Raw genomic sequence first — 15,191 nt, forward strand, 5'->3', positions numbered from 1 at the left:
AGCGCCGATGGTACTGCAGGGGGGACCCTGTGGGAGAGTAGGACACCGCCGAACAATTCTTCACAAAGAGGCCCGGCCTCGGATCCCGTATCCGAGGCCGGGCCTCTTTTGCGTCTGGGGTAGAGTCGGCCAGCAACGTCCGCACGTCCGCACAGACTTACAGCAGCAGGAGGGGACCCGGTGGAGGTCCAGGAGACACGGGTGCAAACGGATCGGATCTTCACGATCCCCAACATCCTCAGCATGGCTCGCCTGGTCGGCGTCCCCGTGTTCCTGTGGCTGATTCTGTGGCCCGAGTTCGGCGGCCCGAAGCTCGACGGGTGGGCGCTGCTGCTGCTGGCGTTCAGCGGTATCAGCGACTACCTGGACGGAAAGCTGGCCAGGCGCTGGAATCAGATCAGCAACCTCGGCAGGATCCTGGATCCCGCCGCGGACCGGCTGTATGTACTGTCCACGCTGGTCGGACTGACGTGGCGGGACATCCTGCCGCTGTGGCTCACGGTGCTCCTGCTGGCACGTGAGGCGATGATGGCGGTGATGCTCCTGATTCTGCGGAGGCACCGCTACGGCCCACCCCAGGTGAACTTCATCGGGAAAGCGGCTACCTTCAACCTCATGTACGCCTTTCCGCTGCTGCTCCTGAGCGACGGCAGCGGGTGGCTTGCGACTGTGGCGTCAGTTTTCGGCTGGGCGTTCGCAGGTTGGGGTACAACCCTGTACTGGTGGGCAGGGATCCTCTATGTGGTGCAGGTCCGGCGACTTGTCAGGACTGCCACCACGGTTGACTGAGTCACGAGGAGGACGTTTCCGACATGAAGGCGGTTGTTATGGCCGGCGGCGAAGGTACCCGCCTTCGCCCCATGACGTCGAGCATGCCCAAACCTCTGCTGCCCGTGGTGAACCGCCCGATCATGCAGCACGTTCTGACACTGCTCAAGCGGCACGGCCTCACTGAGACGGTGGTCACAGTCCAGTTCCTCGCATCCCTCGTGAAGAATTACTTCGGGGACGGCGAGGATTTCGGGATGGAGCTCACCTATGCCAACGAGGAAAAGCCGCTGGGCACGGCCGGAAGCGTCAAGAACGCCGAAGAGGCGTTGAAGGACGACTCTTTCCTGGTGATCTCGGGCGATGCCCTCACCGATTTCGATCTGACCGAGCTGATCGCCTTCCACAAGGAGAAGGGCGCTCTTGTCACCGTATGCCTGACGCGGGTGCCGAACCCCCTGGAGTTCGGCATCACCATCGTCGACGACGAGGGCAAGGTCGAGCGTTTCCTGGAGAAGCCGACATGGGGTCAGGTGTTCTCCGACACCGTCAACACCGGTATCTACGTGATGGAGCCGGAGGTCTTCGACTACGTCGAACCCGACGTCTCCGTCGACTGGTCGGGTGACGTCTTCCCGCAGTTGATGAAGGAGGGCAAGCCCGTCTTCGGCTATGTCGCCGAGGGGTACTGGGAGGACGTCGGCACCCACGAGAGCTATGTGAAGGCGCAGGCGGACGTCCTCGAGGGCAAGGTCGACGTCGACATCGACGGCTTCGAGATCTCACCGGGCGTGTGGGTGGCGGAAGGCGCCGAGGTGCACCCGGACGCGGTGCTGCGCGGCCCCCTCTACATCGGTGACTACGCGAAGGTCGAGGCCGGAGCCGAGATCCGCGAGCACAGCGTCATCGGGTCGAACGTCGTGGTGAAGACCGGCGCGTTCCTGCACAAGGCGGTGATCGCCGACAACGTGTATGTGGGCCCGCAGACCAATCTGCGCGGCTGCGTCATCGGCAAGAACACCGACGTGATGCGGGCCGCGCGGATCGACGAGGGCGCGGTCATCGGCGACGAGTGCCTGATCGGCGAGGAGTCGATCATCGCGGGCAACGTCCGCGTGTACCCCTTCAAGACGGTCGAGGCGGGCGCCTTCGTCAACACCTCCGTCATCTGGGAGTCGCGCGGCACCGCCCACCTGTTCGGCGCCCGCGGCGTCACCGGCATCCTCAACGTGGAGATCACCCCCGAGCTGGCGGTGCGGCTGGCCGGCGCGTACGCGACGACGCTGAAGAAGGGCGCGACCGTCACCACGGCCCGTGACCACTCCCGCGGCGCCCGCGCGCTCAAGCGCGCGGTGATCTCGGCGCTCCAGACCAGCGCGATCGACGTGCGGGACCTGGAGAACGTGCCGATGCCGGTGGCACGGCAGCAGACCGCCCGCGGCAGTGCGGGCGGCATCATGATCAGGACCACCCCGGGCCGTCCCGACTCGCTCGACATCATGTTCTTCGACGAGCGCGGCGCCGACCTGTCCGCGGCCGGCCAGCGCAAGCTCGACCGGGTGTTCTCCCGGCAGGAGTACCGCAGGGCGTTCCCCGGCGAGATCGGCGACCTGCGGTTCCCGCCGACGGTCTTCGACTCGTACACCGGCGCCCTGCTGCGCGCCGTGGACATCTCGGGGATCGCCGACTCCGGCCTGAAGGTCGTGGTGGACGCCGCGAACGGCAGTGCGGGCCTGGTGCTGCCCAGCCTGCTCGGCCGGCTGGGCGTGGACGCGCTGACCATCAACCCGGGCCTGGACGAGGCGCGGCCCACCGAGACCGAGGAGAGCCGCAGGGCCGGCCTGGTCAGGCTGGGCGAGATGGTGTCGTCCGCGCGGGCCGCGTTCGGTGTCAGGTTCGACCCGGTCGGCGAGCGGATGTCGCTGGTCGACGAGCGGGGCAGGATCGTCGAGGACGACCGTGCGCTGCTGGTGCTGCTCGACCTGGTGGCGGCCGAGCGCCGCAGCGGGCGGGTGGCACTGCCGGTGACGACCACGCGCATCGGCGAGCAGGTCGCCGCCTACCACGGCACGCAGGTGACGTGGACGACGACCGCCGCCGACGACCTGACCCGGGTGGGCCGGGAGGAGGGCACGATCTTCGGCGGTGACGGCCGCGGCGGCTTCATCGTGCCGGAGTTCAGCAGCGTCTTCGACGGCTCCGCGGCCTTCGTGCGGCTGATCGGCCTGGTCGCCCGTACCCAGCTCACCCTGAGCCAGATCGACGCCCGTATCCCGCGCGCGCACGTGCTGAAGCGGGACGTGCCCACGCCGTGGGCGGTCAAGGGCTCCGTGATGCGCAGGGTGGTCGAGGAGGCCGGTGAGCGGTCGGTGGACACCACCGACGGCGTGCGGGTCGTCGAGGCGGACGGGCGCTGGGTGATGGTGCTGCCCGACCCCGCGGAGGCGGTCACGCATCTGTGGGCCGAGGGTCCGGACGACGCGTCCGCACAGGCGCTGCTCGAGGAGTGGTCGGAGGTCGTGGAGAGCGCCGGGCGGTGACGGCGTGGGCTGACGGCGCGTCCTGAGGGGGCCATTCGAGTCTCCCGTCCCGACGTGGGACGATGTGCGGCATGCCGCAGCAGCAACCCGAACGGAGCAGCCCCCGGGGTGGGGCTGCTCGGCGGCGCCCGGACGCCTCCATGTCGCTGCTCACCAACGTCATGGAGCACAGCCTCGACGACGGCTACGCGCAGGCCGCGGCCCGTCGCGGTGCGGTCGGCAGCTCGCGGCTCCCGACCGCGCTCAGCGGCCGGCTGTGGCTGGCGGCCGGCCTGGTGCTGGCCGCGATCGTGGTGACCCTGGGCGCCGTTCAGGCGCAGCACTCGGCCCCCACCGAGGCCAAGGAGCGGCAGAAGCTGATCGACCGCGTCCAGTCGGAGACGAAGAGCGCCGACGCGCTGCAGAAGAACGTGGACGCGCTGCGGGACACGGTCTCCGCCGAGCAGCGCGCGGCGCTGCGGAACACCGGCGACGCCGGCAGGGCGGCGCTGCTCGAACTGCTGGCCGGAGGTACGCCCGTACAGGGTCCCGGGGTGAGGATGGTCGTCGACGACGCCAAGGAGGCGTCCGTCGGGAACACCGGAGGACCCCGGGAGAGCAGCGGTTTCGCCGACACCGGGCGGGTCCGCGACCGCGACATGCAGCGCGTGGTCAACGGCCTGTGGGCGTCGGGCGCGGAGGCGATCACCGTCAACGGGCAGCGGCTGACGGCGCTGTCGGCGATCCGCGCCGCCGGTGACGCCATACTGGTCGACAACAAGCCGCTCGCGCCGCCGTACACGGTGCTGGCGATCGGGGACGGGGAGCGGTTGAGCAAGGCATTCCAGGACAGCGCGGACGGCCAGTATCTTCAGGTCCTCAAGGACGACTACGGCATCCGTGCGAGCATCACCGTCCAGGACCGGCTGCACTTGGCGGCCGCGCCCAGCCTGACCGTGCGGTATGCCACGCCGGTTCCCGGCAACACGAAGGCCGACAGCGCCGCGAATGGGAAGGGTTCGAAGTGATCGCCGTACTGGGCCTCGTCGTCGGAGTCGTGGTCGGTCTTGTGGTGCGCCCCGTGGTGCCCTCCGGGGTCGAGCCCTACCTTCCGATCGCGGTGGTCGCCGCCCTCGACGCCGTCTTCGGCGGCCTGCGGGCCATGCTCGACGGGATCTTCGACGACAAGGTGTTCGTCGTCTCCTTCCTCTCCAACGTCGTGGTGGCCGCGCTGATCGTCTTCCTCGGCGACAAGCTGGGCGTCGGCGCCCAGCTGTCCACCGGCGTGGTGGTCGTGCTGGGCATCCGGATCTTCTCCAACGCGGCGGCGATCCGCCGCCACGTCTTCCGGGCGTGACGGCGGCATGAGCGACGAGCCCCCCACGACCGGGCGCACCCCGGACGGGAACCTTCCGCCCGAGCGCGCCCCGCACGAGCCCACCTCGCCCGAGCATGCCGCGCCCGAGCCGCCCGCTGCCGGGCGCAGGGGGCCGGACCCGGAGTCCGGGGAGTCCAACGGCCGCCGCCGGCTGCTGGCCGCGCTGTGGCCGCCGCGTGCCTCGCGCGCGCAGCTCATCGTGGCGCTGCTGCTGGCCGTGCTGGGCCTCGGCGTGGCCATCCAGGTCCGTACCACCAGCGACAACGGCGCGCTGCGCGGCGCCCGCCAGGAGGACCTGGTCCGCATCCTCACCGAGCTGGACAACCGGACGCAGCGCCTTCAGGACGAGAAGCGCGGCCTGGACAGCCAGCGCTCGGAGCTGGAGACCAGCTCCGACCAGGCGGCCGAGGCGCTGAAGCAGACCCAGCAGCGGGAGGCGCAGCTGGGCGTGCTGGCCGGCACGGTGGCCGCCCAGGGCCCCGGGATCACCCTCACGATCAACGACCCGCACGGCGGGGTCGAGGCCGACTCGCTGCTGGACACCCTCCAGGAGCTGCGCGCGGCCGGCGCGGAGGCGATCCAGATCAATGACGTCCGCGTGGTGGCGGACACGTACTTCACGCAGGGTGCGGACGGGGTGCTCATCGACGGGCACAAGGTGTCGCGGCCCTACGTGTTCAAGGTCATCGGCAATCCGCAGGATCTGGAGCCGGCGCTGAACATCCCCGGCGGGGTGGTGCAGACGCTGGAGAAGGAGCAGGCCACGGCGGATGTCGTGCGATCGCAGAAGATCGTCGTGGACGCCTTGCGGCCGCCGAAGCAGCCTGACTACGCTCGGTCATCCCAATGAGGCGGGGGGTCGGGGCATCAGTGGGGTGTTGCGTGGTGGAAACTGTGTGTAGCGAGGGTTCGTCCTGCCCCACGGGCGGGTCTGCTTCTTTCAAGGGGAATCGCCCGTGAAGTTGTTTGGGAAGTTGTTCGGCAAGAGCGCGCGGCAGTCGGGTGACCCGGCGACGGCGCGCCACCGTGCCCCGCGGGGCACGGCCGACGAGGGTCAGGGCACGGGCGACCGTCCCCTGTTCAGGAACGATCCGCAGGCTCCGGGCGGCGGCTACTCCGGTACTCCCGGCGTGGCGCCTGTTGACCCGGCTTCGGCGGCGAGCATAGGTTTCGGGGAAGCGTCAACCTCAACCACGGGTGGAGGGTTCGGCTTGCCGGTATGCACCAGGTGCGGGCACACCAACGCGGAGGCGAGTCGCTTCTGCTCCAACTGCGGCGCGCCGCTGCGCGGCTCGGCCGGCGGGTTCGAGCGGCCGTCGGAGACGACCTCGACCATCTCGATCTCCGGCATCGAGGCGTACGAGGCTGAGGCCACCGGCCAGACGCCCATGCCGTCGCTCTCCCCCGAGGCGCAGGCCGCGGTGGACGCGCTGCCGATCGGCTCCGCGCTGCTCGTGGTGCGCCGCGGGCCGAACTCGGGCAGCCGCTTCCTGCTGGACGGTGAGCTGACCACCGCGGGACGGCACCCGCAGAGCGACATCTTCCTCGACGACGTCACGGTCTCGCGGCGGCATGTGGAGTTCCGGCGCGGCCCGGACGGCGGCTTCACCGTCTCCGACGTGGGCAGCCTGAACGGCACGTACGTCAACCGGGAGCGGATCGACGCCGTGCCGCTGTCCAACGGCGACGAGGTGCAGATCGGCAAGTACCGGTTGGTCTTCTACGCGAGCCTGCGGGGCATCTGACCCTGCCCCGGCGCGGTGCGGGACCCGTGGGGACAGGGATGGTGTTCATGCCGAGAACGTCAGGCGGTGCCGGTGACGGCACCGCCACGGCCGACGGCGACCTGCTCAGCATCGGGGCGGTGCTCAGCCGGCTGCGGGACGAGTTCCCCGAGGTCACGATCTCGAAGATCCGTTTCCTCGAGGCGGAGGGCCTGGTCGAGCCGCAGCGCACTCCTTCGGGCTACCGCAAGTTCGCCGCCGGCGACGTGGAGCGGCTCGCGTACGTGCTGCGGGTGCAGCGGGACCACTATCTGCCGCTGCGGGTGATCCGGGAGCACTTGGACGCGCGGGACCGCGGCGAGCAGGTGGTGCTGCCGGGCCCGGCGGAGTCCAGGGAGTCCCTGGAGGGCCCGCTGGGCCTCGCGGCGGCCCTGGAGCCCGAACCGCCCGCGGAGCTGCGGATCGGCCGTGAGGAGCTGCTGGCGGCCACCGGGGCCGACGGCGGCGACCTGGACGAGTGGGAGTCGTACGGCCTGGTGGAGCCGGGCGGCGACGGCGGTTACGACGGCGCCACGGTGCAGATCGCCCGGCTGATCGTGGATCTCGGGCGGTTCGGCCTGGAACCACGCCATCTGCGGGCCGTGAAGGCCGCCGCGGACCGTGAGGCGGGGCTGGTGGAGCAGGTGGTCGCGCCGCTGCGCAGGCACCGCAATCCGCAGACCCGCACGCACGCGGAGGCCACCGCGCGTGAGCTGGCCGAACTCTCCGTTCGGCTGCATGCCGCGCTGGTGCAGTCGGCGCTGGGGCTGCGACGGCGCTGAGCAGGTCTCCAAGGCCGTCGCCCGGCCGCCGGCAGGGGGGTGCGACGCCGCCGGACGGCCCTGCCGGGGACGGCCCGACTACCCAAACCCGGCGGGCACGGCCTAGGGTTGCTGTGTGAACGAGCTCGACGTTGTGGGTGTCCGGGTCGAAATGCCCTCCAACCAACCGATCGTGCTCCTGCGTGAAGTGGGAGGCGACCGGTACCTGCCCATCTGGATCGGGCCGGGGGAGGCGACGGCCATCGCCTTCGCGCAGCAGGGCATGACCCCTGCGCGACCGCTCACCCATGACCTCTTCAAGGACGTGCTCGAAGCGGTCGGGCAGACCCTGACCGAGGTGCGCATCACCGACCTGCGCGACGGCGTCTTCTACGCGGAGCTGGTCTTCGCCAGCGGCGTCGAGGTCAGCGCCCGTCCGTCCGACGCCATAGCGCTGGCGCTGCGCACCGGTACGCCGATCTACGGCAGTGACGGTGTGCTGGACGACGCGGGCATCGCCATCCCGGACGAGCAGGAGGACGAGGTGGAGAAGTTCCGCGAGTTCCTTGACCAGATCTCGCCCGAGGACTTCGGCACCAGCAACCAGTGACCCGTCCGGCGCCGCCGACCGGCGCCGTTGTGGAGCAAGGGTGCTCCTGCGTACGGGCATTCGGGTAGTCGTTCCCGGGGCTGAGTCCGACCAAACCACTCGTGGGGTGAATTTCACTCGGCGTGCCGAGTGTGGCGATCGTTGACGCACCCCTGGCGACTGCCTACCGTCGAGTTGGAAAGTCTCGTGGCACATGCGCGTGGCTACGGGATGTGAAGGGACGGAGGGCGGCGGCGTGAGAAACACCGGCGACGGTTCGGCGCCCGGCGGTCCGTTTGCGACGCAGGGGGCCCTGGCCCGTGCGACCCCCGGCGAGGGGGGCGGCCCGGCCGCGCAGACTCCGCCCGAGCAGATCGGCTACCGCGGCCCCACCGCGTGCGCCGCGACCGGCATCACGTACCGCCAGCTCGACTACTGGGCGCGCACCGGCCTGGTGGAGCCCAGCGTCCGGCCCGCGTACGGCTCGGGCAGCCAGCGGCTCTACAGCTTCCGCGACGTGGTCGTCCTGAAGATCGTCAAGCGGCTGCTGGACACCGGCGTGGCGCTGCAGAACATCAGGACCGCGGTCCAGCACCTGCGCTCGGTCGGGCCCTCGGAGCTGGCCAGGATGACCCTGATGAGCGACGGCGCGACGGTCTACGAGTGCACCTCGCCCGACGAGGTCGTCGAACTCCTCCAGGGCGGCCAGGGCATCTTCGGCATCGCGGTCGGCGTGGTCTGGCGGGACGTGGAGAGCGCCCTGTCCCAGATGCACGGCGAGCGCGTGGACACCGGCGAGACGCTGGTCGGCCACAACCCCTCCGACGAGCTGGCCAGGCGCCGCCACCGGGCCGTCTGAGCCGCGGGCGGCGTCCCACGCCGCCGCCGGTGCGATCCCGCCGCTGCCGTGCACCCCGCCGCGCCGTACACCCGTACGGTGAATGTCGGCGGTGTGCGGGACGATCGGGGATGTGAGAAGTGCGCCGACCATCCTGCATCTCGACATGGACGCGTTCTTCGCCGCGGTCGAGCAGGCGTCGAAGCCGAGCCTGCGGGGCAAGCCCGTCGTCGTCGGGGGGATCGGCAACCGCGGCGTGGTGTCGACCGCGTCCTACGAGGCGCGCGTGCACGGCGTGCACTCCGCCATGGCCATCGCGCACGCCCGCCGGCTCTGCCCGAACGCGGCGTACCTCTACCCGCGCTTCGGCATCTACCGGCAGATCAGCGAGATCGTGATGGCGCTGCTGGCCGAGGTCTCACCGCTGATGGAGCCGCTCAGTCTCGACGAGGCGTTCCTGGACCTGGAGGCGGGCGCTGCCGCCACCGGCAGCCCGGCCGGGCCCAGAGAGGTCGCCGAGGGCCTGCGGGCGCGTATCAGGGCCGACACCGGGCTCACCGCGTCGGTCGGCCTGGCCGGCTCGAAGCTGCTCGCCAAGATCGCCTCGGAGCAGGCCAAGCCGGACGGCCTGCTGGTGGTCGAGCCGGGCACCGAGCGGGCGCTGCTGGACCCGATGCCGGTGCGCACCCTGTGGGGCGTCGGCCCGGCCACCGCGGAGCATCTGCGCAGGGCCGGCATCACCACCGTCGCCGAGATCAGCGGGGCCGGCGAGGCGGAGCTGGTCAGACTGCTCGGCAAGTCGCACGGCGCCGGGCTCTACGCGATGGCGGCGGGTCTGGACAACCGCCCGGTGGTCGCCGACCGGGACGTGAAGTCGGTGTCGGTCGAGGACACCTTCGACCACGACCTCACCGACCGCGCCCACGTCCGCCACGAGATCGACCGGCTCGCCGACCGCTGCGTGCAGCGGCTGCGCGGCGCGGGCCGCTCCGGCCGGACGGTGGTGGTGAAGGTGCGGCGCTACGACTTCTCCACGCTGACCCGCTCCGAGACGCTGCGCGCCCCCACCGACGACCCCTCCGTGGTCCGCGAGACCGCCCGCCGGCTGATCGAGGCGGTCGACATCACCGGCGGCCTGCGGCTGCTGGGCGTGGGCGTGACGGGCCTGGCCGACTTCACCCAGGAGGACCTGTTCGCGCAGCGCGCGGCGGAGCGGGAGCCCGGTGAGTCCGATGCGGCGGAGCTGCCGTCCAGCCCGCCCCCGCCGCCCGCGCGGTCCGACCGCTGGCTGTCCGGCCAGGACGTGGTGCACGAGGAGTACGGCCCCGGCTGGGTGCAGGGCAGCGGGGTCGGGCGGGTCACGGTCCGCTTCGAGGTGCCGACGGACACCCTGCCCGGCCGGGTGCGCACCTTCGCCGTCGAGGACCCGGCGCTCACCCACGGCGAGCCGCTGCCGCTCGTCGCGCTGCGCGACACGCCCCTGCCGACGCCGCAGCAGCCGCGGCCGACGCCGGGCGCGGCCGGGGACGCGACGCCCGAGCCAGAGCCGCCGGCCGTCGCTCAGTCCTCGCCAGGCCGCGCGCCGAAGTCCCGCTCGGGCGCCGGCACCGGCTCCGGTCCTGAGCGCGGCACGTCCATCCCGTAGTGGTGGTACAGCTGCAGCTCCTGCTCGGGGGACAGGTGGCGGCCCACGCCGAAGTCCGGGGCGTCCTTGATGAGCGACTTCTTGAACGGCACCTCCAGCCGGCCGTCCACCAGCGCGCTGGGCTCCAGCGGCACGAACGCGTCCCGGGTGAACAGCCCGGTACGCACCGCCGCCCATTCGGGGGTGCCGGTCGCGTCGTCGAGGTACACCTCGTCCACCGTGCCGATCCTGGTCCCGTCGCGGTCGAAGGCGCGGCGCCCGATCAGGCTGCGCGGATCGATGTCGGTCTGCACGGTCCCTCCAACTCACGGCGAATGCTGCTGGACACCACCCAAAGCCACATTACGGGCGCTGTCGACCGCGGATCGGCCGGGCGCGCGACCCGCCAGGCGGCCTCGGCCTGCCCGGCGTCGTCGCTGGTACGCTGAGGGTGGCTGCAAACCCCATGCGGGAGAGTCCTTCGCACGCACCGTCAAGGGCGTGACGAAGGCGCCGAAGGAGCAATCCCTCCCCGGAATCTCTCAGGCATCCGTACCGCACGGGCGAGGTCACTCTGGAAAGCAGGGCCTGCTCCGGAAGCGCCGCCGCCTCCGGAACGCGTCCTCACCGACGGTGAAAGCCGCCCCGGCAGGGGCGGTGAAGCTCTCAGGTTCTGATGACAGAGGGGGAGGCCGTACGGGTGCCCGCACCGCGCACCCCCGAAGGTCGTGACAGACCAGGAGGCCGCCGCAGATGACTGACCGCCGCATCCCCCTCGCCGAGCTGGAAGCCGGAGTGCCCTTCGCACGCCGCCACATCGGGCCCGACGCCGAGGCGCAGGCGAAGATGCTCGCCCAGGTCGGCTACGGCTCGCTGGACGAGCTGACCGACGCGGCCGTGCCCGCGGCCATAAAGAGCGCCGAGGCGCTCGGCCTGCCCGCGGCGGTGACCGAGGCCGAGGTGCTCGCCGAGCTGCGCGCCCTGGCCGGCCGCAACCAGGTGCTGGCCCCGATGATCGGCCTCGGCTACTACGGCACCTTCACGCCGCCGGTGATCCTGCGCAACGTCATGGAGAACCCGTCCTGGTACACGGCCTACACGCCGTACCAGCCGGAGATCTCGCAGGGCCGGCTGGAGGCGCTGATCAACTTCCAGACGGTGGTCGCCGACCTCACCGGGCTGCCCACCTCCGGCGCCTCGCTGCTGGACGAGAGCACCGCCGCGGCCGAGGCGATGGCGCTGTCCCGGCGGGTCGGCAAGGTCAAGGAGGGCGTCTTCCTGGTCGACGCCGACACCTTCCCGCAGACCCTGGCGGTGCTCAGGACCCGCGCGGAGCCGACCGGCGTCGAGATCGTCGTCGCCGACCTGGCCGACGGCATCCCGGCCGAGGCCGCCGAGCGCGGCGTCTTCGGCGTGCTGCTGCAGTACCCCGGCGCCTCGGGGGCGGTACGGGACCTGCGGCCGATCGTGGCGCGGGCGCACGAGCTGGGCGCGGTCGTCACGGTGGCCGCCGACCTGCTGGCGCTGACGCTGCTCGCCTCGCCCGGTGCCCTCGGCGCGGACATCGCGGTCGGCACCACGCAGCGGTTCGGCGTGCCCATGGGCTTCGGCGGCCCGCACGCCGGCTACATGGCGGTGCGCGAGTCCTACGCGCGCAACCTGCCCGGCCGGCTCGTGGGGGTCTCGGTGGACGCGGACGGCGACAAGGCGTACCGCCTGGCGCTCCAGACCCGCGAGCAGCACATCCGCCGGGAGAAGGCCACCAGCAACATCTGCACCGCGCAGGTGCTGCTCGCCGTGATGGCGGGCATGTACGCCGTCTACCACGGCCCCGACGGGCTGGCCGGCATCGCCCGCCGCACCCACCGCTACGCCGCGGTGCTCGCCGCGGGCCTGCGGGCCGGCGGCGTCGAGATCGAGCACGACGCCTTCTTCGACACCCTCACCGCCCGGGTGCCCGGCCGCGCCGCCGAGGTCGTGGCCGCCGCCCGCGCGGCCGGCGTCAACCTGCGCCTCACCGACGCCGACCGGGTCGGCGTGGCCTGCGACGAGACCACCGACCGCGCCCAGCTGGCCGCCGTGCTCGCCGCTTTCGGCGCGCCCGCCGCCGACCTCGACGCGCTGGACGCGCGGACCGCCGACACGCTGCCCGCCGCGCTGGTCCGCACCGAGCCCTACCTGACCCACCCGGTCTTCCACCAGTACCGCAGCGAGACCGCGATGCTCCGCTACCTGCGCCGCCTCGCCGACCGCGACTACGCGCTGGACCGCGGCATGATCCCGCTGGGCTCCTGCACGATGAAGCTCAACGCCACCACCGAGATGGAGCCGGTCACCTGGCCCGAGTTCGGCGCGCTGCACCCGTTCGCGCCGATCGAGCAGGCCGCGGGCTACCTGGAGCTGATCCACGGCCTGGAGGACCAGCTCGCCGAGGTCACCGGCTACGACCGGGTCAGCCTTCAGCCGAACGCCGGGTCCCAGGGCGAGCTGGCCGGACTGCTCGCGGTCCGCGCCTACCACCGCGCCAACGGCGACACCGGACGCACGGTGTGCCTCATCCCGTCCTCCGCGCACGGCACCAACGCCGCCAGCGCGGTGATGGCCGGCATGAAGGTCGTCGTGGTGAAGACCGGCGAGAACGGCGACGTGGACGTCGAGGACCTGCACGCGAAGATCGACCGGCACCGGGACGAGCTGGCCGTGCTGATGGTCACCTACCCCTCGACCCACGGCGTCTTCGAGGACAACATCACCGACGTCTGCGCGGCCGTGCACGACGCCGGCGGCCAGGTGTACGTCGACGGCGCGAACCTCAACGCGCTGGTCGGCCTCGCCCGGCCGGGCCGGTTCGGCGCGGACGTCTCCCACCTGAACCTGCACAAGACCTTCTGCATCCCGCACGGCGGCGGCGGTCCCGGCGTCGGCCCGGTCGCGGTCCGCGCCCACCTGGCCCCGTACCTGCCGAACCACCCGCTGCAGCCCGGCGCGGGCCCGGCGACCGGCGTGGGACCCGTCTCCGGCGCGCCCTGGGGCTCGGCGGGCATCCTGCCGATCTCCTGGACGTATGTGCGGCTGATGGGCGGCGAGGGCCTGAAGCGGGCGACCCAGATCGCGGTGCTCGGCGCGAACTACGTCGCCAAGCGCCTGGAACCGCACTTCCCGGTGCTCTACACCGGCCCCGGCGGCCTGGTCGCGCACGAGTGCATCATCGACCTGCGTCCGCTGACCAGGGAGACCGGCGTCAGCGTCGACGACATCGCCAAGCGGCTGATCGACTACGGCTTCCACGCGCCGACCATGTCGTTCCCGGTGGCGGGCACCCTGATGATCGAGCCGACCGAGAGCGAGGACCTCGCCGAGCTGGACCGCTTCTGCGACGCCATGATCGCGATCCGCGGCGAGGTCGAGCGGGTCGGCGCGGGGGACTGGCCGGCCGACGACAACCCGCTGCGCGGCGCCCCGCACACCGCGGCCGCGCTCGGTGGAGAGTGGACGCACCCGTACAGCCGCGAAGAGGCCGTCTTCCCGGCCGGGGTGTCGGCCGCCGACAAGTACTGGCCGCCGGTGCGCCGCATCGACGGCGCCTACGGCGACCGCAACCTGGTCTGCTCCTGCCCGCCGCTGGACGCGTACGAGGGCTGACCGCCCGCCGTCCGCCGCCGGCCCCTCGGCCGGCGGCGGCCTGCGTTCAGGCCGCGGTGATGACCCGGCCGGAGGCCAGCGGGCGGTGCGGCGCGATGATCTGCCCGTCGGGCAGCAGCTCTCCGGTGTCCTCGAAGAGGAGCACCCCGTTGCACAGCAGGCTCCAGCCCTGTTCCGGGTGGTGGGCCACGGTGTGCGCCGCCTCGCGGTCGGAGCAGTCTGCGGTCGGGCACTGCGGGTGGTGCTGGCACATGGTCGATGCCGTCTTTCGCTGCGAGTGGTCGGTGCTGCCGGCGGTCGCTTCCCCTGTCCGCAACATGTGCGTACCCCCGTTCCTGGTGCGGCCGGTCCCAGTGTTGCTCTGCCGGCGCCGTTCCGCAGGGATTTGGCGGAGCCAGGGCACACTCGGAGAAGACTCCTCACCCGGGCGGGTGGTCGCGGTACGACGACGGCGCTCCCCTGCCTCCAAGGCGGGGGAGCGCCGTGCTGCCGTCGCAGCGGCCGCCCCTGCTGCGTTCAGGCCGGTGAGCCGGCGAGTGGCGGAGGCGCCAGCCGCACGCTCAGCACCGGCGCCAGGTCCACCAGCCGGTGCACCCGGTGCGAGGTGATCCCGGGCGGCGCGGGGGCCAGCGGGATCAGCAGGTCGGCGGGGTCCGGCTGGGCGGTCGCCGCGTCGGCGCGCGCGTCGTGGTGCAGCCACAGCGCCAGCATGTACAGCCCCGGCACCGACAGCAGATGCGGCTGGTAGGTGGCCGGCAGCGCCTCCGCCTGGCGCAGCGCCCGCTCGGTGGAGACCAGGTACGGCCCTTCGGAGAAGCGGGAGAAGACCCACCCGTCCGGCGTGGCGACGGTCTCGCCCGCAGCTGCCACCCTGGCGCCCGCCCTGATATGGAACCGCCAGCCGGTCAGCCGGGCCTGCGGCAGGGCGCCGGGCACCAGAGCCGGTTCGAACGCATGGACGGGAAGGGGGTGTTCGGCGTCCAGTGGCCCTTCCGCGGTGCGCAGCGCGGGGGTCCGCGCCTCGAGGACCGCGGTGGGCGAACTGAGCGCCGCCAGGACGCTCAGCAGGGCGGGGGCGGGTGCAGGGGGGACAAGCAGCGGCATGATGTCGCCTCTCACTTGGAGACACAACGGGAGACACATGTGGTGCGGGGGGTGCGGACGACGTCGTCGATGCGGGGGAGCATTCCTGCTCGGTTGCCTGCTCCGGCGCGCCCGGCCGAAGGCGGTATGCACAGCCTCGTGCGCGGAGTTTATACGACGCGTGTTCGCTCCGTGTTTCGTCTAGTCGCTGCCAGTATTACGCGCA

General features: G+C 71.8%; 14 protein-coding genes and 2 riboswitches. Of the genes, 11 read left to right on the forward strand and 3 right to left on the reverse strand.

The features are described from left to right. The first annotated feature begins 180 nt into the window (after window positions 1-180). The 10 genes from V2S66_RS30965 to V2S66_RS31010 all read left to right on the forward strand — a co-directional run bounded on the left by V2S66_RS30965 (window position 181) and on the right by V2S66_RS31010 (window position 10,261). Window positions 181-789, forward strand: coding sequence for a CDP-alcohol phosphatidyltransferase family protein (locus tag V2S66_RS30965; protein ID WP_330800073.1), 609 nt, complete (start codon window positions 181-183; stop codon window positions 787-789). Between the two features lie 23 nt (window positions 790-812). Then, window positions 813-3,308, forward strand: a complete 2,496-nt coding sequence (locus V2S66_RS30970) for a mannose-1-phosphate guanyltransferase (RefSeq protein WP_330800074.1) — start codon at window positions 813-815, stop codon at window positions 3,306-3,308. Between the two features lie 62 nt (window positions 3,309-3,370). Then, the gene (locus V2S66_RS30975; RefSeq protein WP_330800075.1) at window positions 3,371-4,315 is read left to right on the forward strand and encodes a DUF881 domain-containing protein; all 945 of its coding nucleotides are present in this window, start codon (window positions 3,371-3,373) and stop codon (window positions 4,313-4,315) included. Further along, window positions 4,312-4,644 (forward strand): small basic family protein, encoded by a 333-nt coding sequence (locus V2S66_RS30980; RefSeq protein WP_202237672.1) that lies wholly within the window; start codon window positions 4,312-4,314, stop codon window positions 4,642-4,644. Before V2S66_RS30975 ends, V2S66_RS30980 begins: the two co-directional genes overlap by 4 nt. Window positions 4,645-4,651: 7 nt before the next feature. Further along, on the forward strand, window positions 4,652-5,515 hold the full coding sequence (locus V2S66_RS30985) for a DUF881 domain-containing protein (protein WP_330800076.1): 864 nt from the start codon (window positions 4,652-4,654) through the stop codon (window positions 5,513-5,515). A gap of 361 nt (window positions 5,516-5,876) precedes the next feature. After that, the gene (locus tag V2S66_RS30990) at window positions 5,877-6,410 is read left to right on the forward strand and encodes an FHA domain-containing protein (RefSeq protein WP_330800077.1); all 534 of its coding nucleotides are present in this window, start codon (window positions 5,877-5,879) and stop codon (window positions 6,408-6,410) included. A gap of 47 nt (window positions 6,411-6,457) precedes the next feature. Beyond that, a complete protein-coding gene (gene ftsR, locus V2S66_RS30995; RefSeq protein WP_330800078.1) occupies window positions 6,458-7,210 on the forward strand; it encodes a transcriptional regulator FtsR in 753 nt (250 codons plus the stop codon). A gap of 115 nt (window positions 7,211-7,325) precedes the next feature. Beyond that, the gene (locus V2S66_RS31000) at window positions 7,326-7,799 is read left to right on the forward strand and encodes a bifunctional nuclease family protein (RefSeq protein WP_093716750.1); all 474 of its coding nucleotides are present in this window, start codon (window positions 7,326-7,328) and stop codon (window positions 7,797-7,799) included. Between the two features lie 235 nt (window positions 7,800-8,034). Then, on the forward strand, window positions 8,035-8,637 hold the full coding sequence (locus V2S66_RS31005; protein WP_330800079.1) for a MerR family transcriptional regulator: 603 nt from the start codon (window positions 8,035-8,037) through the stop codon (window positions 8,635-8,637). A gap of 112 nt (window positions 8,638-8,749) precedes the next feature. Next, window positions 8,750-10,261, forward strand: coding sequence for a DNA polymerase IV (locus V2S66_RS31010; protein WP_330800080.1), 1,512 nt, complete (start codon window positions 8,750-8,752; stop codon window positions 10,259-10,261). On the opposite strand, the gene V2S66_RS31015 is transcribed toward V2S66_RS31010, so the two are convergent. After that, window positions 10,177-10,554, reverse strand: coding sequence for a PRC-barrel domain-containing protein (locus V2S66_RS31015; RefSeq protein WP_330800081.1), 378 nt, complete (start codon window positions 10,552-10,554; stop codon window positions 10,177-10,179). The two genes, V2S66_RS31010 and V2S66_RS31015, sit on opposite strands and share 85 nt — an antisense overlap. A 145-nt stretch (window positions 10,555-10,699) precedes the next feature. Beyond that, a riboswitch (glycine riboswitch) is annotated at window positions 10,700-10,808 on the forward strand. Beyond that, a riboswitch (glycine riboswitch) is annotated at window positions 10,809-10,933 on the forward strand. It begins immediately after the preceding riboswitch. 60 nt (window positions 10,934-10,993) lie between these two features. Between V2S66_RS31015 and gcvP the strand changes: the two genes are divergently transcribed. Further along, the gene (gene gcvP, locus V2S66_RS31020) at window positions 10,994-13,882 is read left to right on the forward strand and encodes an aminomethyl-transferring glycine dehydrogenase (RefSeq protein ID WP_330800082.1); all 2,889 of its coding nucleotides are present in this window, start codon (window positions 10,994-10,996) and stop codon (window positions 13,880-13,882) included. Window positions 13,883-13,928: 46 nt separating this feature from the next. Here the strand turns inward: gcvP and V2S66_RS31025 are convergent, their stop codons facing one another. Together V2S66_RS31025 and V2S66_RS31030 are read right to left on the reverse strand one after the other, a co-directional pair. Beyond that, the gene (locus tag V2S66_RS31025; protein WP_330800083.1) at window positions 13,929-14,135 is read right to left on the reverse strand and encodes a DUF5999 family protein; all 207 of its coding nucleotides are present in this window, start codon (window positions 14,133-14,135) and stop codon (window positions 13,929-13,931) included. Window positions 14,136-14,398: 263 nt separating this feature from the next. Further along, window positions 14,399-14,986: a hypothetical protein gene (locus V2S66_RS31030; protein ID WP_330800084.1), complete on the reverse strand. Its 588-nt coding sequence runs from the start codon at window positions 14,984-14,986 to the stop codon at window positions 14,399-14,401. Window positions 14,987-15,191 lie beyond the last annotated feature (205 nt).

Origin of the sequence: Actinacidiphila polyblastidii, from assembly GCF_036353415.1 — a bacterium.
Classification (GTDB): Bacteria; Actinomycetota; Actinomycetes; order Streptomycetales; family Streptomycetaceae; genus Actinacidiphila; species Actinacidiphila polyblastidii.